This is a genomic window from Thauera sp. (assembly GCF_047601425.1).
Lineage (GTDB): Bacteria > Pseudomonadota > Gammaproteobacteria > Burkholderiales > Rhodocyclaceae > Thauera.
In genome coordinates this window covers 1,068,758-1,094,152 of the sequence record NZ_JASGJL010000001.1, presented here as the reverse complement: position 1 = coordinate 1,094,152, position 25,395 = coordinate 1,068,758, and the positions used below count along the sequence as shown (strand labels likewise).

The following is a 25,395-nucleotide window of genomic DNA, read 5'->3' as shown; positions in this document are numbered from 1 at the left end:
CGCCATGCTCATCAACTGCACCGCCTACCAGCACGGCCGCAAGCTCGCCGACCTGCCGGTCGAGCGCATCGGCGACTACCTGGCGCGGCCGGACACTTTCGTCTGGGTTGCGCTGAAGGACGCGACGCCGGACGAACTAGCGGTGATGAAAAGCACCTTCGATCTGCACGAACTGGCGGTCGAGGACGCCAACCACGGCCACCAGCGGCCCAAGGTCGAGGAATACAACGACGGCGACGACGGCAGCACCAGCCTGTTCGCCGTGATGCATCTGATCGACGAGCGCGAAGGCAGCCTGCACATCGGCGAAGTCCATGTCTTCGTCGGCGCCAACTACATCCTGTCGGTGCGCAACGACAGCCCGCGCGACTTCGCCGGCGTGCGCGCCCGCTGCGAGCGCGAGCCGCGGATGCTGGCCAAGGGCCCGGGCTATGTGCTCTACGCGCTGATGGACGCGGTGGTGGATCGCTACTTCCCGCACATCGAAAAGCTCGAAACCGAAGTCGAGGCACTGGAAGAACGCATCTTCACCAGGGGCGCCGCGCGCTCCAACATCCGCCGCCTGTACCGCCTCAAGCGCAAGGTCACGCTGCTCAAGCACGCCGTCACGCCGCTGATGGAAGCCGCCGGCAAGCTGCACAGCGGCCGCGTGCCCGACGTCTGCAGCAAGAGCCGCCACTATTTCCGCGACGTCTTCGACCACCTCGTCCGCATCAACGCCTCGCTCGACGGCATCCGCGACACCATCGCCACCGCGATCCAGGTCAACCTGGCGCTGGTCACCGTCGACCAGACCGAGATCAGCAAGCGCCTCGCCGCCTGGGCCGGCATCTTCGCCGTCGCCACCGCGCTGGCCGGCATCTGGGGCATGAACTTCAAGTACATGCCCGAACTGGAATGGAAATACGGCTACCCGCTGGCACTGGCCACGATCGCGGCGCTGGGCGGATTCCTGTACTGGCAGTTCAGAAAGGCGAAGTGGCTGTAGCGCCGGGCGAACTCATGAGTCCCGTTTCGCCACCGCCGCACCGCAGTCCTCGATATTGACGTAGACCTTGTCGCCGACCTGCAGGCTCGCATCTGCCGCTGCCAAAGGCGCGGCACGTGCATAGGGCCGGCCGTTGCGCAGGAAGGCGGACAACGACATAGGGTTCATCCGCCTGGCCGGCAGCCGGGCCGCGCCGGCAATCGTAGTACGAGGGCCGCTCCAGCGCCCGGGCCGGGCCGATCTCGACCACCGTCCCCGTACGCCAGCCTGCTTCCCGCGGATACTTGTCCGCATCGACTTCCGCGCCGGCATGGGCAGCGAGGCAGGCCAGGACAAGGCCTCCGATCATCGATTTCATCTGCATTTCCGTCTCCGGTCGAGCCGCCGCCACGGTGCTCGCGTGGCGGCGGCAGATTCTCAGTTCAGCGAGAAGCGCGCCGTCGCCGCCGGCTTGCCCGGCAGGCTGAGCACGGCCACCAGCTTGGTGCCGGCGCCAACGTTGAACGCGCCCGTCGCTTCCAGGTAGTCGCCGGCCGGCTTCAGTTCGACTTCCTGCTTGCCGGCGGCGGAAAGCAGCGTGAGCTTGGCGCTGCCGCTGGAGACATCGACCGGCGTGCCGTGGTCGCGCACGTGAAGCCGGATGCGGTCGGGCGCGGCGACGAGCTCCAGGTCGAGGCCGCGGGCCTCGGCCAGCACGCCGCCGTGCAGCGCTGCGTGCTCGTGCGGATGGTCGTGGTCGTGACCGTGGTCGTCGGCGGCGAAGGCCGGTCCGGCAAGCGCCAGGGCGGCGATGGCAATGAATTTCGAGAGTTTCATGTCTGCTCCTTTCGGGGTCGTGTGTCGTCGGGGGGTACTGCGCTCAGAATGCCTCGGTGTTCCGGTCGTCCAGCAGGCGCTCGACATCGCGCCGGCCGAAGAGCCAAAACATCGCGGGGGTCAGGAAGGTGTCCAGCAGGGTCGAGCTGATCAGGCCGGAGAAGATCACCACCGCGACCGGATGCAGGATTTCGGTGCCCGGCCGTTCGGCCTCGAACAACAGCGGCGCCAGCGCAAAGGCCGTCACCAGCGCGGTCATCAGCACCGGCGACAGGCGTTCGAGCGAACCGCGCAGGATCATCGCGTGGTCGAAGTTCTCGCCTTCGATGCGCATCAGGTTGATGTAGTGGCTGACCTTGAGGATGCCGTTGCGCACCGAGATGCCGGCCAGCGTGATGAAGCCGATGAGCGCCGCGACCGACAGCGGCTGGCCGGACAGCCACAGGCCGATGACCGCGCCGACCAGCGCAAGCGGGATGTTGGCCATGATCAGCGCCGACAGCCGTACCGACTTGTAGCGGCTGTAGAGCACCACGAACATCAGCACCAGCGACACGATCGACAGCATCCCGACCAGGCGGGAGGCTTCCTCCTGCGCCTGGAACTGCCCGCCCAGCGTGATGAAGTAGCCTTCCGGCAGCGTCATGCCGGCGACCGCGGCGCGGATGTCGGCGACGACCTCGGACAGCGGACGCTGCTGCGCGTTGGCCGACAGCACGATGCGGCGCTTGCCGTCGTCGCGGCTGACCTGGTTCGGACCGTCGCCGTCCTCGATCGATGCCAGCTTGGACAGCGGCACATGCCCGCTCGGCGTTTCGATGAGGATCTGCGCCAGACCGTCGATCGAACGCGCGGATTCGGGCAGGCGCATGACCAGCGGGAAGCGCCGGCCGCCTTCGACGATCTGGGTAATGCGCTCGCCTTCGACCAGGCTTTGCAGCGCAGCCAGCACCTGAGGTGCCGGCACGCCGTAGCGGGCCGCCGCCGCATAGTCGATGCGCACCTTGATCTGCGGCGCCAGCACCTGCTTCTCCACTTCCAGGTCGGCAACGCCGGGAATGCCGGCCAGCCGCGCCTGCAGCGCATCCGCCTGGCCGCGCAGCACGTCGAGGTCTTCGCCGAAGATCTTGATCGCGATCTGCGAGCGCACGCCCGACAGCATGTGGTCGATGCGGTGCGAAATCGGCTGGCCGATGGAGATCGCGGCCGGCAGATTCACCAGCCGCGAGCGGATGTCGGCGGTGATTTCCCCCATCGAGCGGGTCAGCTCCGCTGCCGGCTGGAGGCCGACGTCCAGTTCGCTGACGTGCACGCCTTCGGCATGCTCGTCGAGCTCTGCCCGGCCGCTGCGGCGGCCGACGTGCGTGACCTCGGGCACCTGCGACACCAGCACTTCGGCCTGCTGGGCGAGCTCGGTGGATTCCGCCAGCGTCACGCCGGGGTTGAGGCGCATGCCGATCAGCAGGGTGCCCTCGTTGAACGGCGGCAGGAAAGTCGTCGGGAAGAAAGGCACCGCGGCCGCGGCGACCACGACCGCGAGCCCTCCGGCCGCGACGGCCGCCCGCGGGCGATCGAGCACGCCTTGCAGCGCTGCACGGTAACGCGCTTTCAGCCAGGCCAGCAGGCGTGTATCGCCATGGTCGAGCGACTTCATCCGCGGCAGCAGGTAGAAGGACAGCACCGGCGTCACCGTCACCGAGACCACCAGCGAGGCCAGCGTCGACACGATGAAGGCCACCCCCAACGGCACGAACAGGCGGCCTTCCATGCCCGGCAGCGCGAACAGCGGCAGGAACACCAGCACGATGATGATGGTCGCGTACAGGATCGCCGAGCGGACTTCCATCGTCGCGCGTGCGACGAGCTCGATCGGGTGCAGGCGGTGGGTCGGATGCCTTGCCCTGTCCTCCTTCAGCCGCCGCAGCACGTTCTCGACGCCCACCACCGCATCGTCGACCAGCCCGCCGATCGCGATCGCAAGCCCGCCCAGCGTCATCGTGTTGATCGACAAGCCGAAGTACTTGAACACCAGCGCGGTCATGAAGATCGATACCGGAATCGCGGTGAGCGCGATCACCGTCGGACGCAGCGTGCCGAGGAAGAAGAACAGGATCGCCGCGACGAACAGGGATGCGGCGATCAGCTTGCCCTGCAAGGTGCTGATCGAGGCCTCGATGAAGCTTGCCTGGCGGAAGGTGACCTCCGGCGCTTCCATGCCCTCGGGCAGCGAGCGTTTCATCTCGTCAAGCGCATCCTCGATCAGCCGCGTCAGCTGGATGGTGTCGGCGGTGGGCTGCTTCTGGATGCCGAGGATCACCGCCGGCTTGCCTTCGAAGCCGGCATCACCGCGCTTGAGCGCCGGCGCGAAAGTGACCTCGGCGATCTGGCGCAGCAGGATCGGCTGGCCGTTGCGCGACGTGATGGCGAGGTTCTTCAGGTCGTCCAGGCTGGACGTGCGACCCAGGTGGCGAATGAGGTATTCCCGCCCGGAGAGCTCCAGGAAGCCGCCCGAGGTGTTCGAGGAGAAGCCGCGGATCGCCGCTTCCAGCTGGTCGAGCGAAATCTCCAGCTCCGCCATGCGCCGGGTATCCGGCTGGACCTGGAACTGGCGCACTTCGCCGCCGATCGGAATCACCTGCGCGATGCCCGGGATCGCCATCAGGCGCGGGCGCAGCACCCAGTCGGCGTATTCGCGCACCTGCATCGGCGTGCTCTTCGCCGTGTCGACCGGGATCGCGATCTGCATGATCTCGCCCATCACCGAGCTGATCGGCCCCATGCGCGGAATCACGTTCTCGGGCAGGCCTTCCTCCATCGCCGACAGGCGCTCGGACACCATCTGCCGCGCCAGAAAGATCTCGGTGCTCCAGTCGAAGGTGACGTAGATGAAGGACAGCCCCGCGCTCGACACCGAGCGGACCGATTCGACGCCGGGCAGGCCGTTCATCGTCGTCTCGAGCGGAAAGGTGATGAGCTGTTCGACCTCCTCGGCCGCCATGCCGCCCGCTTCGGTCATGATCGTGACCGTCGGCTTGTTGAGATCGGGGAACACGTCCACCGGCGTGCGCGTGAGCGTGAACGCGCCATAAGCCATCAGCACCAGGATGGCGATGATCACCAGCATGCGGTTGCCCAGGCTGTTGTCGAGTAGCCACTTGAACATCGTGCGGACGCTCCGTCAGCGAATCTGGTTGATCAGCGTGGCCGCGCGCGTGGCGACGCGCTCGCCGGCAGCGAGGCCCGAGGTCACCGCGACGTTCGCACCGTCGAGCGGCGCGACGGTCACGGTGCGTGGCTCGAAGCGCTCGGGCGCGGTCTTGACCCACACGATGGGTTGGTTCGCCGGGTTCTTCAGCACCGAGGCCGCCGGCACGCTCACGCCGTGCTGCGTGCTGCGCGTCTGCACGATGACTTCGACCGGCTGGCCGACCGTCAGCGCAGGCGCAGCCCGGTCATCGACCGCGAAGCGCAGCGGCAAGGCCTGTTCGCGCAGGCTGCGGGCGGCACCGATGAACGACAGCGGCACGCGCCGTTCGCCGGCGGCGAGACTCGCGCCCGCGACGTCCCCGGCCAGTTCGGCGTCGTAGGCCAGCGCCTCGACGTGCTGGCGTTGCGGATCGACGATTTCGAAGATCAGTTCGCGCGCATCGACGACCTGGCCGGCCACCGCGCTGCTCGATGCCAGCACTCCCGAAACCGGCGCGGCCAGCACGTCGCGATTGCTGAGTCCGGCATTCAATGCCGCCATGCGGGCGCCGAGGCTGGCGAGTTCGCTTTCGGCGGCCTCGATGTCCTTGCGCGGAACCGTATCGGCCAGGGCCTGCAGCCGTTCGGCGCGCTTCTGCGCGAGTGTCCTGGTCGATTGCAGCTCGGCCAGCTGCGCAAGCTGGTTCGAACGTTCGATCTGCCCTGCCGACGGCAGCACGTAGGCGAGGACGTCTCCCTTCTTCACCGCCTGGCCGACACTAGGCAGCCCTTTCGGCCCTGCTTCCAGTCGGCCGGCCAGCATCGCCTGCACCCGGCCGCCGGCATTCGGGTCCATGACGACGCGGCCCGCGAGCGCGATCGAGCGTGGCAGCTCTCCGGCTTCCGTCAGCTGCGTGAGGACGCCGATCTGGCGCTGTGCAGGCTTGGGCAGAAAGACGCTGCCGTCCGGCAGCCGCCGCGGGCCATTGCCGCTGGCCTGCAGCGGGCCTTCGTCGCCGTGGTCGTGGCCGGGGCCCGCCAGGGCGTTCCACGACGTGCCGGCCAGCGCCAGGCTCAGCATGGCGATCAGGATCTTCGCCTTCATGCCGCACCTCCGACGGAGCGCTTGGCCACAGCATCCTTGCGCAGCGCTGCCCGGGTCACGCCGCCGAGCACCAGCAAGCCGGCCACCAGCCAGCCGGCGTAGCGGGTCATGTCTGCCGCGGTCTCCACGCCGTGTGCTTCCTCGTCGTCGTGGATGTCGAGCTCTCCGGCCAGCAGGTCGGCCTCGTCGCCGGCGACCACCATCGCAGTCACGGGCAGCACGCCCGGCGCCGGCGGCTCGGCCAGCACGGCTGCGAAAGTCCCGTCCGGGCGGGTTTCGAGGGGGACGGGCGTGCCGTCGATTTCCAGTTCCAGGGTCGCCTCCAGCACCGGAGCGTTGTCGGCGAAATGATCCAGGTAGAGGGTGAGGTTCCTGCCGTCAACCACGCCGACCAGTTCGAACAGCTCGGAAACGGCGGTGAAGCGCGGCAGTGCCGGGCCGGACATCTGGGCCGGCTCGTCGCCGTGGTTATGGTCGTGTCCTGGGCCGGCCAGGACGGGGGCGGCAAAGCCCGCCAACGCGGCAGCCATGCTCCAGGCCGCCAGGGTATGGACAATCTTCATGTGGGGAATTCCTGTCGTTTATCGGGGCAGCAGACCGAGGGCCTGGCGCAGGGTGGAAATGGCGGCAGCCAGATCGATGCGGGCGCGGGCGAGCTGGCGTTCGGCCTCGTCCGCTTCCAGCTCGATGCGCAGCCGGGTCGGCAGGTCGGCCTCGCCCAGGCGGAAGGCGTTCTGGAAGAAGCCGCGGGACTCGCCGGCAAGCCGGGCGCGCCGCTCGGCGGCCGTCAGTTGCGTGCGCGCCGATGCGACGCGTACCTGCGCCAGATCGAGGTCGGCGAGCACACGCTCGCGCTCGATCAAAAGCTGGGCTTCGGCTTCGATCGCTGCGGCATTGGCTTCGGCGACACGCGCACGATGGCGCGAGCCGCCGCCGAACGGAATGCTCACGGCGAGCGTCACGGTCTGCTCCCAGTCTTCGCCTGCTGCGCCCCGTTCGCGGGTGGTCGTCAGGCTCAGCTCCGGGTTCGCGCGCCCCTGGATGTTGGCCAGCTGCATGGCGCGCCGCGCGACTTCGGCCTTGTCCCTCAGCTCGGCCACGACCGGATGCGAGGCTTCGGCCATTCCGTCGGCTGCGGCCAGGCCCGGGTAGGCCTCCGGCTGCGGCATGTGGCCCGCATCCAGCGTCGGCGTGATCCCGGTCAGCGCACGCAACTGCCGGATCGCCTCGGCCTGCGCACTGTCGGCCTCCGCCGCCGCCGCTTCGGCCGCCGCCACGGCGCCGTCTGCCTGGTGCTGGTCGGCGCGCGCCAGTTCACCTGCCTTGACGCGGCGTGCCACATCCGCGGCCAGCTCGCGCGCGCTGTCCAGCCGTTTCCGGCCGAGTTCGGCCTCGACCACGGCGCGCTGCCACGCCCAGTACGCTTCCCTGACCTCGGCCGCCGTGCGCAGGCGGGCCGCGTGGCTGCGGCTCTCGCCGGCACTCAGCTCCGCCGCGGCGAGGCCGGCCATGCCGCCGCGTTCGCCCGGCAGCCAGATCGGCATGGCGATGCCGATCTCGTATTCGCGGCTACCGTGATTGCCGTCGAAGCGATCCGTCTTGCCCGCGACTTCCAGCGCCGGCAGCTCGGCCAGCCAGTCGTCCGCGCTCTCCCGCCGTGCGCGTGCCGCCGCCTGCACGGCGTCGAACGACTGCGCTTCGGGCTGCCGCGCCCAGGCGGCTTCGAAAGCCCGTTCCAGTGTCAGCGGCGCCTGGCTCCAGGCGCCGCCGGCGGCGAGGCTCAGCAAGAGCCCCGCGATCCAATCGATACGTTTGATTTGAAGCATCCAATTCTCCGCAAGGGACGAGGTACGGAAAATCGGCAAGGCACGATCATGCGGGCCGCGACGGACGCGCGGCACCACCGTCCAAGACGGTCGAAGCACGGAATCGAGGAAAAAGGGATGCCCTGCCGATCAGGCAGGGCGGGACCACTTGGGGCGCTCAGGCTCGGCGGAGAGCCCGGCGGGCAGCCAGGTCCGTAACTCGCCGCCAGGAAGCACGGCGACGATGCTGGCAGGCACGACGCTCAGGTCTGCCGACAATACCGTCGTGCAACTGCCCGCATGGCAGAAGCCGCAGTCCGGATCGAATCCACTGCCTTCGCCGCCGGCGGTTTCATCGGCGCCTGCCTGATGGGAATGGGCGTGATGCCCGAGATGATCGGCCGCTGCGCCGGTTTCGTGCTGGCAATACGCACTGACTGCCGCCCAACTGAATTGGAGCGGCAGCATCAGCAGGAAAAGGATGGAGAGCCAGCGGCGCATGGTGGCGGATTGTAGCGGCAGGGACGGAAACAAAAAACTGTGTTGTCAGCGCAGTCATTGCGGGCGGGAGGCACTGCCCTCCCCGCCCTGCACCCCCCTCAGCAGGCGCAGGCCGTTGAACACCACCAGCAGGCTGGCGCCCATGTCGGCGAACACGGCCATCCACATCGTGGCATTGCCGAAGATGGCCAGGACGAAGAACACGGCCTTGATCCCGAGCGCAAGCACGATGTTCTGCCACAGCACCGCGTGGGTCTTGCGCGACAGCCGGATGGTCTCGGGCACCTTGCGGAGATCGTCGTTCATGATGAGCACGTCGGCGGCCTCCTTGGCCGTGTCGGTGCCGGCGGCGCCCATCGAGAAGCCCACGGCGGCGACCGCCAGGCTCGGCGAATCGTTCACGCCATCGCCGACCATGCCGACGGTCTCGCCGGCGCTCAACTGCGCCACGATCTGCTGCTTGTCCTGCGGCAGCAGGTTGGCCCGTACCTCGTCGATGCCGACCTGGCGTGCGATGGCCTGCGCTGTCGAAGGGTTGTCGCCGGTGAGCATCAGCGAACGCACCCCCAGGGCATGCAAATCCTTGATCGCCTGGCGGCTCGTTTCCCGCGTCGTGTCGGCCACCGCGAACAGCGCCAGGGCATCGTCGCCGCTGGCGAGCAGCGACAGCGTGCGGCCCTGGGCCTCCTGCGCCTGCATCAGCGCTTCCAGTTCCGGCGAACACAGGCCCCGCTCATGAATCCAGCGATGGTTGCCGAGCACGTACTCCCGGCCATCCACCACACCGCATACGCCGCGTCCCGGTTCGGCGCCGAAGTCGCCGACGCTCAGCGGCTCGGCACCCAGGCCGGTCGCGATCGCCCTGGATACGGGATGATCGGAACGAGCGGCCAGGCTCGCGGCGATGCGCAGCACCTGCTGCGCGGGCAAGGCCTCGGACAGGACTTGATGCGCCACCAGCGCGGGCCGGCCTTCGGTCAGCGTGCCGGTCTTGTCCAGGGCGATGACCTGCAGCTTGCGGGCCTGCTCCAGATGGACGCCGCCCTTGATCAGGATGCCCCTGCGCGCCGCAGCCGCCAGTCCGCTGACCACCGTCACCGGCGTCGAGATCACGAGCGCGCAGGGGCAGGCGATGACCAGCAGCACCAGCGCCTTGTAGATCGCCTCCAGCCAGGGCCAGCCCAGCACGAGCGGTGTGCCGACGGCCACCGCCAGGGCCATCACGAACACCGCCGGGGTATAGACGGCGGCGAAGCGGTCCACGATGCGCTGCGTGGGGGCACGCTGGCCCTGGGCCTCCTCGACCGCGTGGATGATGCGCGCCAGTACCGTGTCCGCGGCCGGCTTGGTGATTTCGAATTCCAGCGCGCCGCTCTGGTTGATGGTGCCGGCAAAGACCTCGTCGCCGGCCTCCTTGTCCACCGGGATGCTCTCGCCGGTGACGGGGGACTGGTCCACCGCACTGCGTCCGGCGAGCACGCGGCCGTCCAGCGCGAAACGCTCCCCCGGCTTGACGCGCGCGGTCGCGCCGACCGCCACGGCCTTCGCATCCACCAGCATCCAGCTGCCGTCGGGCTGGCGCACTTCCGTCTGCGGCGGCGACAGCGCGAGCAGGCCGGCGATGGCGTTGCGCGCGCGCTCGACCGAACGCGCCTCGATGAGCTCGGCCAGCGAGTACAAGGCCATGACCATCGCGGCTTCGGGCCACTGGCCGATCAGGAAGGCACCGATGATGGCCACGCTCATCAGCGCGTTGATGTTCAGCTGCCAGCGCTGCAGCGACGACAGGCCCTTGCGGAAGACCTCCGTGCCGGCCAGGGCGATGGCCGCAGCCGCGACGCCCATGCCGGCCAGCTTCCAGACCAGCGTCTCGGGCGCGAAAAAGTGGAACATCTCGGCGGCAAGCGCCACGGCGAGTGCAGCCAGCAGGCGATGCAGCTCGGTGCGCTGGCGTCTGGCGACGTCCTCCGCGCGCGGCGGTGCCGCCAGGGTTTCCACCTTGAAGCCCAGGCGCTCGATCGCGGCCACGACGGCCGCCATCGTCCCGGCGGGCGCATCCAACGCCAGCACCCTGGCAGGCAGATCGAAGCGCAGGCGCGCGATGCCCTGCATGCCTTCCAGCGCGCGCCGGATCTGGCCCTCCTCGACGGCGCAGTCCATTGCCGGAATGCGCAGCAGGGTCATTCCCTGGACGTCGTCCATGGCAGGCGCGGCGACGGTGATGCCAGGCGCTGCGCAGCAGTGATCGTCCGGGCAGTGACCGCCTGTGGAGGAGCCGCCAGCCGCCGGCCCTTCGCAGCACGCCGGCTCCTGCCGGACACGCAGCCTGGCAGGCCAGGCGATGGGTGCTTCGCCGGTGCAGTCCCCGCAGCAGTTGTGATGCGGGACAGCAGGCGAGAAAGGACGCAATGCGGGTCGTTCACAACACGCGTCGGGGGCTTTCCCCGCTTGTGCGTCCGGAGCGCATTTCGAGTCTGAAGTGCTCATGGCGAACTGATCCAGCCGTTTCGATGACGGGTATTGGAAACCCTGTAGCAACTAAAGAGTCAAGCCCTATAATCCGACAGTGGATTTCTGGAGAACGTCATGAAGATCGGCGAGCTTGCGACCTCATCCGGTACGCCGGTGGAGACCATCCGCTACTACGAGCGCGAAGGGCTGCTTCCGGTACCGGCGCGTACGGAAGGAAATTTCAGGCGCTATGAGCCGCCCCACCTGGAGCGCCTGCAGTTCATCCGCCATTGCCGCAGCCTGGACATGTCGCTCGATGAAATCCGTGTGCTGCTGGGCGTCAAGGATGGCGGCGCGGAAAACTGCGCCAACGTCAATGCGCTCATCGACGCCCACATCGGGCACGTCTCGGCGCGGATCAGGGAGTTGCGCGCACTGGAGAAGCAACTGCGGGAACTGCGCCAGCGCTGCTGCAGCCCGAGCAGCGTGGATCAGTGCGGCATCCTGGCGGAGCTGTCGGTGGCTGCGCAGGAGCCTGCCGCCGTCACGCGGCTGGGGGTGCATTCCCGCTAGCATTGCGTTCCGCCGACGGCCTTGCCGGCCGGCCGCCGCCGATCGGCACGGGTTTGGCAGAAGCCTCGCCGCCTGGGCGCCCCCATGTCGCGGCGGTTCGGGAAGGCGAAGTGGTTGCGGGAAGGAAGCGGGAAGAATGGATGGCGATCGCGCCGGACATGGGGTCCGGCGCGATGGGCGGAGAACTATTTCGCTGCCCTATCCCATGCCGTACCCGTATCGGGCGACAGCTTGTGCTTCTGGATGCGCTGGCTGGGCGTGAGGTCGAAGCGCTCGATCTTCATGAAATAGCGCGGCAGCTGGAAGGCCGCCAGGCGCGGCCTGGCCCAGTCGACCAGTTCGGCCCAATCGACCGATTGGCCTTCATTGAACTTCACGTGCAGGAAGATCTCCTGCTCGCCGATGGCGCTCTTGACGCCCATCGCGGCCGACATCTCGATGCAGGGATGGTCGGCGAATACACGCTCGACCTCCCAGGCCGACACGTTCTCGCCGCGCACCCGCATGCTGTCCGAGGCGCGGCCGATGAAGAACAGGTCGCCGTCGGCATCCTGGCGCGCCATGTCGCCGGTGTAGAGCCGGCCGCTGCGCAGCGCCTTGGCGGTGGCTTCGGGGTTCTTCCAGTAGCCCGGCAGCAGTGTGCCTTCCAGGCTGCTTTCCAGCACGATCTGGCCCGCCGCGCCGACCGGCACCGGCTGGTCGTTGTCGTCGAGCAGGCTGAGCGTGATCCACGGCAGGGGGCGGCCGATGGAACCCGGCTTGCCGGTCTCGTTGAGCGTGGCGAAACTGGAGCATTCGGTCATGCCGTAGCACTCGCGCAGCTCGCAGCCCAGGCGGTCACGGATGGGCTGCCAGTTGCTCGCCGACACACCCGCGCCCCACGCGATGGGAATGTGTACATCGGCCGGCTTGGCGTCCTCGGGCAGCTGCATCAGGATGTCCAGCACCCCGCCCAGGTAGTGCAGATGGGTGGCGCGGGTGTCCTGCCACTGGCCCCAGAAGCGGCTGGCGGAGAAGCGCTCGACCACCAGCAGCGTGACCTTTTCCAGGAATGGCATCAACAGCATCTGGGCGCCGCCGATGTGGCACAGCGGCTCCCACAGGAAGGCGCGGTCGCCGGCCTTGATGTCGGCCACGCGGATCGCCGCCTCGGTGGCGATCCGCATCATGCGATGGGTGAAGGTCACGCCCTTGGGCGCGCCGGTGGTGCCCGAGGTGTAGATCAGGCACAGGGTGTCGCCGACATCGCAGGGCGTGAGCGCCAGTCCGCCCCCGACGACGGCGCCGCCGCGGCTGGAGACGGACCAGTCCTGGCGCGCCACATTGACCACGCGCGCATTGCCTTCGAGGCGTTCGCCGGCTTCCTCGAACAGCGGCGCGAATTCGTCGTCGAGCATCAGCAGCGTCGGTTCGGAGTGCTCGAGGATGTACTTGAGCCCCACGCCACGCAGCTTGGTGTTGATCGGCACCCAGACCAGTCCCGACAGCACGATGGCGTAGATCAGCGCGATGTGCTGCACCGAATTGCCGAGCATCACGGCCACGCGATCGCCTTTCTCCAAGCCTTCGGCCGCCAGCCAGGCTTGGAAGGCGGCGACATCCGCGCGCAAGGCCTGTGGCGACAGCTGCTGCCCCTGGAAGTCGATGACGGTATGCGGGTCGTCGCTCAGCAAGCCCGCGTGGAGCAGCGGCGCGACGTCGAACTGGTCGTTGTCGATGCGCTGGGGTAGGTATTGAAGTCGGGTCATCACCGGCTACCTTTGGATTTGATGTACGAAGACAGGAAGATGATCAGGGTGATCAGCAGGATCATGAGCGTGGAGACCGCCGCCAGCGTGGGCGATACCGCGAGCTGGATGTCGTCCCACATCTGCTTCGGCAGGGTGGTGTTGACGCCGCCGCTGACGAAGATGGCGATGGTCAGGTCGTCGAACGAGACGATGAAGGCGAACAGCAGCGCCGAGGTGATGCTGCCGGCGAGCAGCGGCAGCAGCACGGTGCGCAGGCGGGCGAAGCCGGAAGCGCCCAGGATGCGCGCCGCGTCGTCCAGCCGCCAGTCGAACTGGCGGAAGCCGGCTGCCAGGGTCACGACCACGTAGGGGATGGCCAGCACGGTGTGGCCGATCACCAGCGCCACGTCGCTGCCGGTCATGCCCAGGCTGGCGAACAGGTACAGCAGGCCGATGGCGACGACGATGCGGGGCACGATCAGCGGCGCCACGTACAGCGCGAACAGCGGCTTGACCCAGCGCGAGGACACCTTGGTCAGCGTGTAGGTGGCGCCGAAGCCCAGGATCACGGCCAGCAGCGCGGTGACGGCGCCGACGCTCAGCGAGCGCACCATCGCGGCATGCCAGACCGGCGAGTCGAGGAAATCCTGGAACCAGCGCAGGCTGAAGAGTTCGGGCGGGAACGCCACCACCGCGGTCTTGTTGAAGGCGATGGGAATGACGATCAGGATCGGCAGCACCAGGAAACCCACCACCGCGAAGCAGTAGCCCACCAGCACGCTGGCCTTCTGCGCACGGATGGTGCGCGCGGCGAACACCCGGTCGAGCAGCCCGCCCAGCGCATAGCCCAGCCGCGAGAACCAGCCTGCCCCGCCCCCATCGTTCTGGCTGGTCTCGCCGGCCAGCGAGGTCAGCCCGGCCAGCCTGTCGTACACATAGAACACGATGATCGAGCACACCAGGATGAGGATCGACAGCGCCCCGGCCATGCGCATGTCGAGCAGTTCCAGCACCGAGGAAATGACCATCTGCGCGATCATCGATTCGCGCGGCGTGCCCAGCAGCGCGGGGACGATGAAGAAGCCCAGGCAGGTGATGAACACCAGCAGGCCGGCCGCGGCCACGCCGGGCAGCGACAGCGGGAAGAACACGGTGAGGAAGTTGGTGGCGCGGCCGGCACCGAGGATTTCCGCCGCGCTGCTCAACTGGCGGTTGATGCCCTGCATCGTGGGCAGGATGGTGAGCACCGCCAGCGGCAGCATGGCATGCACCATGCCGACCAGCACGCCCAGCAGCGAGGGCGCCAGGGTGTCGTTGCCGTCGATCAGCCCCAGCAGCGTCGCCACCGTGGTCAGCAGGCCGGTCTTGGACAGCAGCAGCATCCAGGCATAGGTCTTGACCAGGTAGCTGGTCCAGAACGGCAGCAGGATCCACAGCACCCAGCGGTTGCGCCGGCGCTCGCTCAGCATGCTCAGCAGGTAGGCCAGCGGATAGCCCAGGGCCACCGACAGCAAGGCAGTGGCGAACGAGATGCCGAAGGTCGTCCACAGCACCTTGACGTATACGGGTGCGGACACCAGCCGCTCGAACGACGAGGTGTCGAGGCTGCCTTCGTCGGAGACGAAGCCGCCCCACAGGATCTGCAGCACGGGCACCAGGAAGAACACTGCCAGGAAGGCGATTGCGGGAACGGCAGGCAGCCAGATCCGGGCGAACTGGCGCTGCGGCGAAAGCGGCGCGGAGGCCGGCGGCAAGGCGGTGGTCTGCATGAGAATCTCCTTGCGGGGCTCAGGCGCTCAGCACGCGCGAGCGCGCCAGATCCCAGTGCAGCCCGACCCTGTCGCCCAGCGCCAGTTGGCGCTCGCGGCCGCAGCGGGCAATGAAGGTCGCGGCGGCGGCCGCGTCGTCGCTCTGGTCCAGCGTCAGCACGGCACGCACCTCGCTGCCGAGGAACACGGCTTCGCCGACCGTGCCCGTGAGCCAGCCTTCGCCGGGCGGGACCAATTCGACCGCCTCCGGGCGCACCATCAGCGTGGCCCCGCTGCCGGCGGCCGGCACGTCGTCCTGCGGGTGGACAGGAATCGTCGCCTGGCCGACCTGGAACTGCCCGGTCGGCAGCATGTGGCCGTCGATCAGGTTGGACTGGCCGATGAAATCCGCGGCGAAGCGCGTTCTTGGCCTGTCGTACAGATCCATGGGCGTGCCCAGCTGCTCGATGTGCGCATGGTTCATCAGGCAGATGCGGTCGCTCATGGTCAGCGCCTCTTCCTGATCGTGCGTCACGTAGATGAAGGTGGAGCCCAGCTCGTGGTGCAGGCGGCGGATCTCCATCTGCATGTGTTCGCGCAGCTTCTTGTCGAGCGCGCCCAAGGGTTCGTCGAGCAGCACCACCGAAGGGTTGTAGGCGAAGCAGCGCGCCAGCGCCACGCGCTGCTGCTGCCCGCCCGACAGCTCCTTCGGGTAGCGATGCCCGTACTGCGTCATCTTCACCATGCCCAGCGCGTTCTCCACCTTCGCGGCCAGCTCGCGTTCGGGCACCTTGCGCATGCGCAGCCCGTAGGCCACGTTGTCGCGCACCGTCATGTGCGGGAACAGCGCGTAGCTCTGGAACACCATGCCGATGCCGCGATCCCCCGGCGGCGCGTAGGTGGAATCCTTGCCGTCGATGAGCAGCTTGCCGCCGGACGGCGTGACCAGCCCGGCGATCATCATCAGCAGCGTGGTCTTGCCCGAGCCGGACGGCCCGAGCAAGGTCAGGAACTCGCCTGCACGCACCTGCACGTCGGTCGGCAGCAGCGCGTCGAAGTCGCCGTAGCGCTTGGCCAGGCCGGTGGTTTCGAGCTTGAACATGGCAAGGACCCCGCGCTCAGGAAATCAGGAAGTTGTTGAAGCGCTCGGTCACCGCCTGCCTGTTCTCGGCCCACCATTGCGGGCTCGGCGACGCCATGCCCTTGATGTTGTCCGGCGCGCTGGGCAGCACCGCGGCACGTTCGGGGGCGATGAACTGCATCGACTTGGTGTTGGTCGGCCCGTACGGCAGGTCGGAGGTGATCTCGGCCTGGCGCTGCGCATCGGCGCAGAAGCGCACGAACTGCTTGGCCAGCTCCGCGCGCGGCGTGCCGCGGGGGATGCCCCAGCCCTCGATCGCGTACAGGCCTTCGTTCCAGACGATCTTGACCGGCGCGCCATTCTCGATGGCGGTCTGGGCGCGGGCGTTCCAGGTTGCGACCATGTCAACGTCGCCGTTCTGGATGATCTGCATGGCTTGCGCGCCCGAGGTCCACCAGATGCTGATGTGCGGCTTGATCTTTGCCAGGCTGCGGAAGGCACGCTCGACGTCGAGCGGATACAGCTCGCTGGCCGGCACGCCGTCGGCCATCAGCGCCTGTTCGAGCGTGTCGATGGGGTTGCGGCGCAGGCTGCGGCGGCCCGGGAATTTCTCGACGTTCCAGAAATCGGCCCAGCTCTTGGGGCCGTTGTCGCCGAACTTGTCGGTGCGGTAGGCCATGATCGTGGCGTACACATCCACGCCCAGCCAGTGCGGGGTGATCGCATCCGGCATCAGGTCGGGGAACTCGGCATTCGTCAGGCCGATGGGCTCGAGCAGGTTGTTCGCTTCCAGGTAGGGAATGTCGGCCGACAGCGTCAGCGTCGTGACGTCCCAGATGTAGTTCTTGGACTTGACGATGGCGCCGATCTGGGCGCTTGGCTGGGCTTCGCGGGCCACGTTGACGACCTTGATGCCCGTGGCCTTCTCGAACGGATCGTAGAAGGCGCGGCGGTAGGCGGCGGTGTACGGGCCGCCCGGGTCCGACACGACGATCTGCTGCTTGCTTTGCGCGAAGGCGAGCGGTGCGACCTGGGCCAGCGCCAGGCCACCTGCGGCGGCTTTCAGGAATTGACGGCGGTCACTGCTTTCGAGAATTTTGCTCATGGCGTACTCCTATCGACGCAAGACGTCTGGGGATCAGGGACGGCAGGTGGCCCGCGGGCCACCGCTGGTGAAACCGCTGCCCCGCCAGGGCGGGATCAGCGGCGGGTCCGGGCTTTACTTTTGGCGCTTGGCCAGGAAGGCGGCCATCATCTGCTGCGGCTCGCCGGACCTGTAGGCGTCGGCGTGGATGCGGATCGCGGCGTCGATGGTCTCGCGGAAGCTCGCCTCGCTCATTTCGCGGAAGCGCTGCTTGTCCAGACGCATCGTGACGGGCGGCTTGGCGGCCAGTTCGCGCGCCACTTCGAAGGCGCGGGCCATCACCTGATCCTGCGGCACCAGATGATGCAGGATGCCGATGTGGCGGCATTCCTCGGCATCCATCAGGCGGCCGGTGAGGGTCAGCTCGATGGTGCGCGACATGCCCAGGACCAGGTTCATGATCCATGGGCCGGTGACGCTGGCGATGCCGGAGTTGATCTCGGGCTGGCCCATCTTGATGCCGGGGTGGCCGATGCGCACGTCGCCCAGCAGCGCCACCTGGAAGGCAGAACCGGCGGCGGTGCCGTTGAGCGCCATGATCAGCGGCTTGTCCAGGCTGCGCAGGGTGTCGTAGTACTCCTCCCAGGTGCGGATCCAGGCCTCGGAATCCGTCTCGTCGAAGTGCTGGGCTTCCTCCAGATCCTGGCCGGCGCAGAAGGCACGGTCGCCAGCGCCGGTCATGATGATGGCGCGCGTCGCCGCGTCGGCATTGAAGGCACGCAGCGCCTGCATGATCTCGGCGCGCATGGCGCCGTTCCAGGCATTGAGCTTCTCCGGGCGGTTGAGCCGGATCAGGCCGATGTTGTCATGCTGCTCGGTTTGGATGAATTGGTAAGTGGTCATGCTGGCTTCTCCGTTGCGCCGATAGAACTGTATTTTTATAAAATATAAAACTGTGTGATAGCCATAGAAAATAAGTGAATACCCTAACCAGGAGCGCTGATCACCAAGAAAAAATGGCCTGAACGAGGAGTTTCAAGCAAACACACAGCCCTCCCAGGCCGCTACCCAAGAAAAATTATTTCTATTCACTAAATAAATACTGAATTTTTCGAGAAATCGGCAAACCCAAAGCATGAGCCGTGCCAGCTTTTGGCTCCAGTGAAAACAGGGCACTCGGGCGGAAAAATCGATTTGACGCAGCTTGCCAATGCACCGATCGGGTGAGCTGTTGCGTGATTGCGCCTGCTTGTGGTGCGCAAGCAAGATTTATTTATTTTTATGCAATAAGATACGCATCGAGAACGAACGCGCCATCCGAACCCATGCCAAGAAAACCTGCCTCCCCGCCCTCCCCCCTCTCCGACCCTGCCGCCGGCACCGAGGGCAAGCGCAAGACCGCCGACCCCAGGTCGTCGCCGCTCTTCGTCAATTCGGTGGAAAAGGCCTTCCAGATCCTGGCCGTCTTCGGTCCCAGCCGCAGACAGCTCACGCTCACCCAGATCGTCGCGCAGTCGGGCATGGACATGAGTTCGGTCCAGCGCTTCACCCACACGCTGGTGACGCTCAACCTGCTCAGGAAGGATCCCCGCAGCAAGTCGTACGAGCTGTCGCCCGGCATCCTGCGGATGGCGCACCAGTACATATCGTCGAACGACCTGGTCAGCCGGGCGATGCCCTACCTGCAGCACCTGGCCATGGAAACCGAGGCGGCGGTCAACCTGACCATCCTCGACGGCACCGAGATCGTCTACCTGCAGCGCATCGTCAGCCGCTACGTGCTCTCGCCGGAAATCATCATGGGCACTCGCCTGCCCGCCTACTGCACCTCGTCCGGCCTGGCGATGCTGGCCGCCCTGCCCCGCCCCGAGGCCGAAGCCATCCTGGACCGTTCCAACCTCATCAAGTACACCCGCCACACGGTCAATGACCGCGAACAGATCCTGGCCCGGCTGGACACCATCCGCGACCTGGGCTATTCCCACGTGGAAGACGAGTTGTATCTGGGCGACATCGCGCTGGGCGTCGCCATCACCGACTCGAGCAACAACGTCGTCGGTGCGATCAACATCGGCATCGCCCGTCCGCAATGGAAGGGCGAGGAAGACAAGGAGAACATGCTGTCGCTGCTGATCGCGGCAGGACGGGCGATTTCAAGCCGGGGGTGACGCCGGAGCGGGCCAGCCACGCTGCCCGGCAAGTTCAGAAGTTGTGCCGCAGCATCACACTGGCCTCGGTCTGGCGGAAGCCGAAGGCCCAGTCCAGGTTGCTGCGGTTGATGCTGTGGCGCACGCGCAGTTCGGGTACCAGCCCGGCGATCTTCCAGCCGCTGGCGCCCAGGCTGGCAATGTAGATCTCCTGCTTGTCGTGCCGCCGCGCGCCCAGGAAACCGTCGAAGGCGTCGCTGCGACTCTCGCGGTAGATGGCCAGCACGTTCATGAACAGACCCGCTTCGCCGGCAAACTGGTGATGGACGCCCGCGCGCACCGCCCAGTCCTTGCTGCTGGCCTGCGCCACCTCGTACTTCTTGCGCGTCAGGTCCAGCCCGCTATACAGCGCAGTTGCTGGCTGAGGCGAAAAGCTCGCCGTCAGACTCCACTGGTACTGCTTGTAGTCCGCGCCGGTCAGCTGCCCTTTCGAGGTGTACTCGTAGCGCTTGGCGTCCAGGCTGGTGCCCACTTGCCACTTCTGGCTCAGCGAACGGCTCCACTCCAGCTGCAGGCCATGCGCCAGGTATTCGCTGTGGCGGTTGCGGTAGTAGCGCTCGAGGTAAGGGGTCAGCGTAATGTTGTCGCGCGCGTTCAGATACTGATAGCCCGCCTGCAGGATCGCCAGGTTGGTGCTGTAGTCCTTGACGATGGCCGTGTCCGAAGGATTGGTGCGCGAATAGTAGTTGCCGTAGCTGAGCGGACGCAGCTGCAGGTTGTGGTTGCCCCACAGGTTGAAGCGGCGCTGCGCGGACAACTCGTAATTCACCATCTGCGAACCGATGGCCTCAGGCATTACCCGTTCGAACTCGCAGATATTCCATATCGGGATGTAGCTTATGCAGCGGCGGTAGCCGTTGCCCTGGTTGATGTTGTCGTTGTAGCCCCAGCCCGCGGCTGCGGTGCCGTGCCAGCCGGCACGGATGTCCAAAGCCTGGTGATACTGCTGCACCATCATATGGGTATCTGGCGGCAGGCCGGCCTCGAGTGCGCGGGCAAAGCCTGCACGCGCCCGTTTGTCCTGGTTGTCCTCGAACCACAGCCGCGCCAGCTCGAGGCGAATGCGGGCGTCGTCGGGCTCCAGCGCACTGGCGTCCTGCATGCGCTGCACGGCGGTCGGATAGTCACCCCGGAAGCGCGCCAGCAGACTTTCGGCCATCGCCACCAGCGCTGGACGGTGCTCCCGCAGCAGGCGATAGCGCGAGACGAAATCCGGCAGATGCGTCCACTGCCCGGTGTTGATCGCCACGTAGATGGCCGGCTCCAGCTCCTGCGGCGTATTGCCGACTTCGTACACCTTGCCCTCGTACAGCAGCGAGCCCGGAGGCGCGGCCAGTGCCGCCTCGGCCTTGGCCTTCTGCCCGAGCGCGCGCTGCGTCTGCTCCAACAGGAAACGGGTATCGTCGTCGTCCGCCCAGGCGGCGGGCAGCACGAAAGCAACCGCCAGGGCGAACCCCGGGGCCCTGAAGCAATGGAACATCGGATTTTCCAGGCAAGGATGGAAGGAATAGAATGGAGGCCGGCGAACCGGCCTCCGAAGGTGCTGCCCGTGCCAAACGATGCCCGGATGAGGATTCACCCGGAATCGCCCGTCTGACGCTCTCCGCTGGTGGCCGCCAGTGGAGAGTGGTCAGGCATCAGTTCGAACGGCTGCCACCGAAAGCGATATTGGATGCAGCCGTTCCGCCACCGGTGTAGATGCCGGCCAGTGCGTCGGCATTGTTATAGAAACGCCCCTCGATCGTTGCAGCAGTATTTCTGAACGTACCATTGCCATAGATGGTAGCGCTGATGGGAACGCTGGTATCGCCCGCGCGGCTCAGGTTGCCAACCAGCGTATTGCTGCTACCACTACCATAGTTGGCCGTAAGCACACCGGTGTACAGCTTGGGTGCAGCCGGCAGGTTGTCGGCTGCAGTGCCCACACCACGGATACCGATCACGTTGTAGGTTACGTTGGTCAGAGTGGGAGTGTTCTGTACTGCGTTGTCGCCCACATACCAAACAGTTCGGCCAGAATCGGCCATATTAAGATTGGTGCTGTTTGTGGGCGGAGTGCCTGCCGCCCTTGGCGCCCATTCGCCGAAATAAACACCGCTGCCCACTGCCAGCGGCGTGCCGCTGGCATCGGCCACTTGCCCAATCACCAGGCCGCCAAATTGCGGAGCGAAAGACAGGGTGGTGATCTGGCGCACACTGTTGATCACGAACTTGGCGGAACCATTGGATGCCGATGCCTTCCACACCTGGGCAACATCGATAGGCAAGGGAAGCATGCCCATATGCACGGGCCTCATGATGCCGCCATTACCGCCGGCAGCGATGGCGTTATTCGAACCGTTGATTGGACCGCCAGCCAAATCGATGGCGCTACCGTGACCATTCAGATCCAGGCCGGAGTTGTACCCGCCGAACGTTCCGTGGTTCGACGCATATGGGCTAACCTTGCCGTAATTACTGCTGCCGCCTTGCACATTCGGCGATGCGGCCAGTACCGCACTGCTGCCGAGCAATGCCATTGCCGACAAGGCAATCATGGATTTCTTCATTTCAGTTTCCTCTTGGTTGAGTTGAATGGAAAGCTTGTTTTTTACGAAAAACAAGAAAAAACTAGAACTTGATGGTTACTCCCGCCGAAACGGTGCGCCCCGGTCCGGGCAACAAGGATTTGGACATCGGCTCGATATAGTATTCATCAGTCAGGTTGGTTATATTCAAGTTCAGCAGCACGTCCTTGCTCACCTCGAACCGGGCATACAGGTCATGCAACAATACCGGCTTCCAGTAGAAGGTATGCTGCCCGCCCCTAAACCACATATCACGAGGTAAATTATCCAGCCCAGGCGGCGCCGTATTCACGGCGAGCAGGCTATCCAGTTGCTTGTTTTCCGCACCAGAGTGATATACGCCCCGCCAGCCCATTTCCAGACGCCTGTTCATCAGTCGGCCGCCCAGCGCCATCACGATGGAGTATTTCGGCTGCAGGCTGCTTCCGCCATAGGTATCAGGAAAGCCGCCGGTCATGCATTGTGGAATTCTGTTGTAATAAGGATCCATGCTTGACGCATAGTCTTTGTCGCACATCTTCTGCTTCAGCCGATAGGTGGCACCCAGGCTTCCAAAAAACAGACCGGTGTCGAAACGAGATTGCAGCTCGATGCCGCTGGTTTTCCTCTTGTCGAACTGGATGATGTCGAGATAGCGGTTCCTGTCAATGAAATTCCTGATCTCGGTGTTGTAATAGCTGATGCGTGCATCAGCCAACTCCATGCCAGGGAAAAACTGGGTCAGGTTGTGGGTATAGCCAATTTCCCAATTGATGCTGCGCTCCGGCTTGCTGGCACCATCTATCAACAGCGTGCCTTCCGTGTTGGCTCCATCAACGATTGAGCTGGAAGTCAATTCGAAGATGCTGGGGAAACGGGTGGTTTGCGCATAGCGCACGAAAGCACTGCCAAATTCGGTGATTCTTGCCGTTGCACTCAGTACCGGGCTCCAGGCATCCCCCGACTGCTCGGGAGGAGCCTCCCAGGCCTTCCCCTCATCAAGCCGTTCATAAACATAGTAGTCATTAACAGCCGTTGTATATTTAGGTGCATTATCCACACCTTGCGCATGCTCCACCGATTCAGCGGCATTCAGTTCGCCATTCGCAAACGGATTTTGTGCTGAATCTGGCTTTCCATTCTTGATGGGGACTATGAGTTCATGCTTCCAAAAAAGGAGATCTCCCGCTGGATTTTTCGTTATGCTTCGTCCATTCGTGAACTCCTCTCCCGCCCGTATGGCAGCCAGCCATGCATCGACCTCCGGGGTTCGAGTGCCATACTGGTAAAAGTCGGAAATATATGGTTGTGCAGCCACAAAAGTATCAACCTCATTCTTGCTTAAGGTGTCGATAGCTTGGCGCTCTGCATCTGTAAGTAATTCCCCCCACGTCAGCTTCATTCCGGTTTTTCGCCGAAGCGCCGCGAATTTTTCCTCTCTTGCCGCCCGGCGCTTGGCCGTGCCGGTATCCTTGCCGGAGTAATGCATATACCGGGCGCCGGCGGTGAGCGTAAGCCACTCGGTTGGCTGCCAGGTCAGATTCATCATGGCCGAATATTCTTCGCGCTTGCCGGAGCGAGGGCCGAGAAAATCGGTGAGTGTATGCATCGAAGCGCCATCCGGCAGCACGCCATTGCTCGATCTATTGTTTCTCTGCACCCGGTCATCCAGCTTTTCCCGCTGAATGCTGCCGCCCACGATCAACTGCAGATTGTCCGCCAGTTTCATCTGGTTGCTGAGATCGAAGCCGGTACGGTCATGGCTGGTCCATTGGCGCCCGTTGGAAACGATGGTGCCGTCATGCTCCGGCACCGGATAGCCTTCCATCGCTTCAGGCCCCAGCAGATCCAGTGCCCAGTCATAAAACTCCAGATCTTTCGTCGTTTTCTCATCGGCATTGATGCCAAATGGAGCAATCCCCGTCTGATGGCGCGTGCCCGTGGTTTTGGTGTGCCACAAACTGGCTTCCAGGTTCACCCAGTCCGAGTCTTCAGGCTTGATCTCGTAATCCAGTTTGTAGCGGTCGACCTTCAACTCCGAATGCGGCTTTTCGAACACGAATCTCGGCGCGGATGCCCAGTCATCATCGGGCCGGGCTTGCTCGGCTCCTTCTCGATAAGCCCACATCAGCACGGAATCCCCGGGGGTGGTTTCGCCGAAATCCAGGTCGGTGCGCATGAACTGGAAACCGATCTTCTGTGCATTGGGCAGGTACCAGTTGTTTTTCAACAGCGTGGTCTTGGTTTCGCTGGCGGTGTTGAACACCTCGTCACCCGCGTAGTAGAGCTTGGTCAGGTTGGGGACGTAGGAGTCGGTGGTGCTTTTGTCAAAAGGGTCGTGGCCAGCATATTTTCTGGAATTTCTTTTACCGGCATAGTAGTTGCCCTGCCGGCGCTCGCTGTATGACAGCAGGAAATCCACCATTTCATTTCGCCCGGCCACTGCCACCATGCCGGAATGGCTGTCGAAATTGAAATTCTCCCCGCCGCCTTTATTGCGCGGCGGCGGCGCGGGAATACTTACATTGGTGCCGTCGAAGCGATAGGCGCCGGGGACGTCACGATAGTCTTTACCGAAATACGAATTGACGTCGATGCTCGGCTTGCTGCTATTGCCGGAAGCTTCCAGCTTGACTTCGACGCCGAGGCTTTTACCTGCGGGGATGATGTCGCTGGGTTCTATCGTGCGGATGTTGACTGCCCCGCCGACACCGCTTCTGATGCCTCGGCTCAGCGATGCCCCCTTTTCCACCTCGATGCTTCTGAACAATGCCGGGTCGGCATAGCTGCGGTTGCCCGCGCCGAACATGTGCAGCCAGATGTTGGTCGATTGTTCGGTGCCATCGATCGTCAGCGGTACCCGCCCTTCACCGGAGATGCTGCGAATGTTGGGCGTGATGGCCTGGCTGCTGCGTGTGTCCATGCTATAGACGCCGTTCATGCCCTTGAACACGTCGCCAGGATTGGTCGCTTGAAAGCGTTGCAGCTGCTCACGATCCTGGTAGACAGTGGTGACGTTTTTGTCATAAACGTTGTCGTGGCCGACCTCGTCACGCATGCGTTCGCCTGTGACCAGAACGCTGTTCAGTTCCCGCGCATTGCGGGCTGGGTCGTCTTCACCCGAGATGCTGGACAGCGCCGCGCGCACGACATAGCGGCCTGCTCCGGTGGAAACCGCACGCAGGCCGCTTCCGGCGAGCAATCGGCGAAAGCCGTCGTCCACCGCATGCTCGCCTTGAACGCCGCTGGAATGCCGCCCTTGCAGCGCTTCGGCATCGAAGGAGAGCAATACGCCCGCCTCGCGCGCGAAGCGGTTGAGCACCTCGGCGAGCGGCCCAGGACCGATGTCATAGCTGCGCACACCCTGTTGCTGAGATGTGCCGACGGCCTGGGCGTGGCTGGGCTCTGGGGCCAAAAAGGCCGTCAGGATGCATAGCAGCGTGGTGTTGAGGCGGAGATTCTGCCGCCCGAAGACAGAGGAGTGGCGGGTCGAGAAATGTTTCTTGCGGGGTCGGGCTAGGCCAGGCATCGCGATTCCAGTGAAGACATGGGTTAATGAGAACTATTACAACTG

At 65.2% G+C, this 25,395-nt stretch carries 19 protein-coding genes; 3 read left to right on the top strand and 16 right to left on the bottom strand.

Annotation, left to right across the window (positions count from 1 at the left end; all coding sequences use genetic code 11):
- Window positions 1–4: 4 nt before the first annotated feature.
- Complete coding sequence (locus QM748_RS05245) at window positions 5–988, top strand: magnesium and cobalt transport protein CorA (RefSeq protein ID WP_415245985.1); 984 nt, start codon at window positions 5–7, stop codon at window positions 986–988.
- A 12-nt stretch (window positions 989–1,000) separates the two neighbouring features.
- Here the strand turns inward: QM748_RS05245 and QM748_RS05240 are convergent, their stop codons facing one another.
- From QM748_RS05240 to QM748_RS05205, 8 genes are all read right to left on the bottom strand, one after another.
- Entirely contained in the window at window positions 1,001–1,147 is a 147-nt protein-coding gene (locus tag QM748_RS05240) for a hypothetical protein (RefSeq protein WP_415245984.1), read from the bottom strand.
- A 258-nt stretch (window positions 1,148–1,405) separates the two neighbouring features.
- Window positions 1,406–1,804, bottom strand: a complete 399-nt coding sequence (locus tag QM748_RS05235; protein WP_415245983.1) for a hypothetical protein — start codon at window positions 1,802–1,804, stop codon at window positions 1,406–1,408.
- 43 nt (window positions 1,805–1,847) lie between these two features.
- Window positions 1,848–4,967, bottom strand: a complete 3,120-nt coding sequence (locus tag QM748_RS05230; protein ID WP_415245982.1) for an efflux RND transporter permease subunit — start codon at window positions 4,965–4,967, stop codon at window positions 1,848–1,850.
- A gap of 15 nt (window positions 4,968–4,982) precedes the next feature.
- Complete coding sequence (locus QM748_RS05225; RefSeq protein ID WP_415245981.1) at window positions 4,983–6,095, bottom strand: efflux RND transporter periplasmic adaptor subunit; 1,113 nt, start codon at window positions 6,093–6,095, stop codon at window positions 4,983–4,985.
- Window positions 6,092–6,658: a hypothetical protein gene (locus tag QM748_RS05220; protein ID WP_415245980.1), complete on the bottom strand. Its 567-nt coding sequence runs from the start codon at window positions 6,656–6,658 to the stop codon at window positions 6,092–6,094. The genes QM748_RS05225 and QM748_RS05220 overlap by 4 nt, the downstream gene beginning before the upstream one ends.
- Window positions 6,659–6,676: 18 nt before the next feature.
- Complete coding sequence (locus QM748_RS05215) at window positions 6,677–7,921, bottom strand: TolC family protein (RefSeq protein WP_415245979.1); 1,245 nt, start codon at window positions 7,919–7,921, stop codon at window positions 6,677–6,679.
- A 129-nt stretch (window positions 7,922–8,050) separates the two neighbouring features.
- Window positions 8,051–8,401 (bottom strand): hypothetical protein, encoded by a 351-nt coding sequence (locus QM748_RS05210; protein WP_415245978.1) that lies wholly within the window; start codon window positions 8,399–8,401, stop codon window positions 8,051–8,053.
- 54 nt (window positions 8,402–8,455) lie between these two features.
- Entirely contained in the window at window positions 8,456–10,603 is a 2,148-nt protein-coding gene (locus QM748_RS05205) for a heavy metal translocating P-type ATPase (RefSeq protein ID WP_415245977.1), read from the bottom strand.
- Between the two features lie 384 nt (window positions 10,604–10,987).
- Here QM748_RS05205 and cadR point away from each other — a divergent pair, with 384 nt between their 5' ends.
- Window positions 10,988–11,425 (top strand): Cd(II)/Pb(II)-responsive transcriptional regulator, encoded by a 438-nt coding sequence (gene cadR / locus QM748_RS05200; RefSeq protein ID WP_415245976.1) that lies wholly within the window; start codon window positions 10,988–10,990, stop codon window positions 11,423–11,425.
- A 185-nt stretch (window positions 11,426–11,610) separates the two neighbouring features.
- On the opposite strand, the gene QM748_RS05195 is transcribed toward cadR, so the two are convergent.
- The 5 genes from QM748_RS05195 to QM748_RS05175 form a co-directional block, all read right to left on the bottom strand.
- Complete coding sequence (locus QM748_RS05195) at window positions 11,611–13,173, bottom strand: AMP-binding protein (RefSeq protein WP_415245975.1); 1,563 nt, start codon at window positions 13,171–13,173, stop codon at window positions 11,611–11,613.
- Window positions 13,173–14,924: an ABC transporter permease subunit gene (locus QM748_RS05190; RefSeq protein ID WP_415245974.1), complete on the bottom strand. Its 1,752-nt coding sequence runs from the start codon at window positions 14,922–14,924 to the stop codon at window positions 13,173–13,175. The genes QM748_RS05195 and QM748_RS05190 overlap by 1 nt, the downstream gene beginning before the upstream one ends.
- Window positions 14,925–14,943: 19 nt before the next feature.
- Window positions 14,944–16,005: an ABC transporter ATP-binding protein gene (locus tag QM748_RS05185; protein WP_415245973.1), complete on the bottom strand. Its 1,062-nt coding sequence runs from the start codon at window positions 16,003–16,005 to the stop codon at window positions 14,944–14,946.
- Window positions 16,006–16,021: 16 nt separating this feature from the next.
- Window positions 16,022–17,089 carry an ABC transporter substrate-binding protein gene (locus QM748_RS05180; protein ID WP_415245972.1) on the bottom strand — a complete coding sequence of 356 codons (1,068 nt, stop codon included), beginning with the start codon at window positions 17,087–17,089 and terminating at the stop codon, window positions 16,022–16,024.
- Window positions 17,090–17,203: 114 nt separating this feature from the next.
- Entirely contained in the window at window positions 17,204–17,971 is a 768-nt protein-coding gene (locus QM748_RS05175) for an enoyl-CoA hydratase/isomerase family protein (protein WP_415245971.1), read from the bottom strand.
- Window positions 17,972–18,393: 422 nt separating this feature from the next.
- On the opposite strand from QM748_RS05175, the gene QM748_RS05170 reads away from it, so the two are divergent.
- On the top strand, window positions 18,394–19,236 hold the full coding sequence (locus tag QM748_RS05170; protein ID WP_415245970.1) for an IclR family transcriptional regulator: 843 nt from the start codon (window positions 18,394–18,396) through the stop codon (window positions 19,234–19,236).
- A gap of 34 nt (window positions 19,237–19,270) precedes the next feature.
- On the opposite strand, the gene QM748_RS05165 is transcribed toward QM748_RS05170, so the two are convergent.
- The 3 genes from QM748_RS05165 to QM748_RS05155 form a co-directional block, all read right to left on the bottom strand.
- On the bottom strand, window positions 19,271–20,755 hold the full coding sequence (locus tag QM748_RS05165; protein ID WP_415245969.1) for a porin family protein: 1,485 nt from the start codon (window positions 20,753–20,755) through the stop codon (window positions 19,271–19,273).
- Between the two features lie 157 nt (window positions 20,756–20,912).
- Window positions 20,913–21,824, bottom strand: coding sequence for a hypothetical protein (locus QM748_RS05160; protein ID WP_415245968.1), 912 nt, complete (start codon window positions 21,822–21,824; stop codon window positions 20,913–20,915).
- 61 nt (window positions 21,825–21,885) lie between these two features.
- Window positions 21,886–25,350, bottom strand: coding sequence for a TonB-dependent receptor domain-containing protein (locus tag QM748_RS05155; RefSeq protein ID WP_415245967.1), 3,465 nt, complete (start codon window positions 25,348–25,350; stop codon window positions 21,886–21,888).
- Window positions 25,351–25,395 lie beyond the last annotated feature (45 nt).

Excerpts from the sequence above, each read along its gene's own strand:
- QM748_RS05245 (WP_415245985.1), top strand. The coding sequence starts at position 5 with ATGCTCATCAACTGCACCGCCTACCAGCACGGCCGCAAGCTCGCCGAC.
- QM748_RS05240 (WP_415245984.1), bottom strand. The coding sequence starts at position 1,147 with ATGTCGTTGTCCGCCTTCCTGCGCAACGGCCGGCCCTATGCACGTGCC.
- QM748_RS05235 (WP_415245983.1), bottom strand. The coding sequence starts at position 1,804 with ATGAAACTCTCGAAATTCATTGCCATCGCCGCCCTGGCGCTTGCCGGA.
- QM748_RS05230 (WP_415245982.1), bottom strand. The coding sequence starts at position 4,967 with ATGTTCAAGTGGCTACTCGACAACAGCCTGGGCAACCGCATGCTGGTG.
- QM748_RS05225 (WP_415245981.1), bottom strand. The coding sequence starts at position 6,095 with ATGAAGGCGAAGATCCTGATCGCCATGCTGAGCCTGGCGCTGGCCGGC.
- QM748_RS05220 (WP_415245980.1), bottom strand. The coding sequence starts at position 6,658 with ATGAAGATTGTCCATACCCTGGCGGCCTGGAGCATGGCTGCCGCGTTG.
- QM748_RS05215 (WP_415245979.1), bottom strand. The coding sequence starts at position 7,921 with ATGCTTCAAATCAAACGTATCGATTGGATCGCGGGGCTCTTGCTGAGC.
- QM748_RS05210 (WP_415245978.1), bottom strand. The coding sequence starts at position 8,401 with ATGCGCCGCTGGCTCTCCATCCTTTTCCTGCTGATGCTGCCGCTCCAA.
- QM748_RS05205 (WP_415245977.1), bottom strand. The coding sequence starts at position 10,603 with ATGGACGACGTCCAGGGAATGACCCTGCTGCGCATTCCGGCAATGGAC.
- cadR (WP_415245976.1), top strand. The coding sequence starts at position 10,988 with ATGAAGATCGGCGAGCTTGCGACCTCATCCGGTACGCCGGTGGAGACC.
- QM748_RS05195 (WP_415245975.1), bottom strand. The coding sequence starts at position 13,173 with ATGACCCGACTTCAATACCTACCCCAGCGCATCGACAACGACCAGTTC.
- QM748_RS05190 (WP_415245974.1), bottom strand. The coding sequence starts at position 14,924 with ATGCAGACCACCGCCTTGCCGCCGGCCTCCGCGCCGCTTTCGCCGCAG.
- QM748_RS05185 (WP_415245973.1), bottom strand. The coding sequence starts at position 16,005 with ATGTTCAAGCTCGAAACCACCGGCCTGGCCAAGCGCTACGGCGACTTC.
- QM748_RS05180 (WP_415245972.1), bottom strand. The coding sequence starts at position 17,089 with ATGAGCAAAATTCTCGAAAGCAGTGACCGCCGTCAATTCCTGAAAGCC.
- QM748_RS05175 (WP_415245971.1), bottom strand. The coding sequence starts at position 17,971 with ATGACCACTTACCAATTCATCCAAACCGAGCAGCATGACAACATCGGC.
- QM748_RS05170 (WP_415245970.1), top strand. The coding sequence starts at position 18,394 with ATGCCAAGAAAACCTGCCTCCCCGCCCTCCCCCCTCTCCGACCCTGCC.
- QM748_RS05165 (WP_415245969.1), bottom strand. The coding sequence starts at position 20,755 with ATGTTCCATTGCTTCAGGGCCCCGGGGTTCGCCCTGGCGGTTGCTTTC.
- QM748_RS05160 (WP_415245968.1), bottom strand. The coding sequence starts at position 21,824 with ATGAAGAAATCCATGATTGCCTTGTCGGCAATGGCATTGCTCGGCAGC.
- QM748_RS05155 (WP_415245967.1), bottom strand. The coding sequence starts at position 25,350 with ATGCCTGGCCTAGCCCGACCCCGCAAGAAACATTTCTCGACCCGCCAC.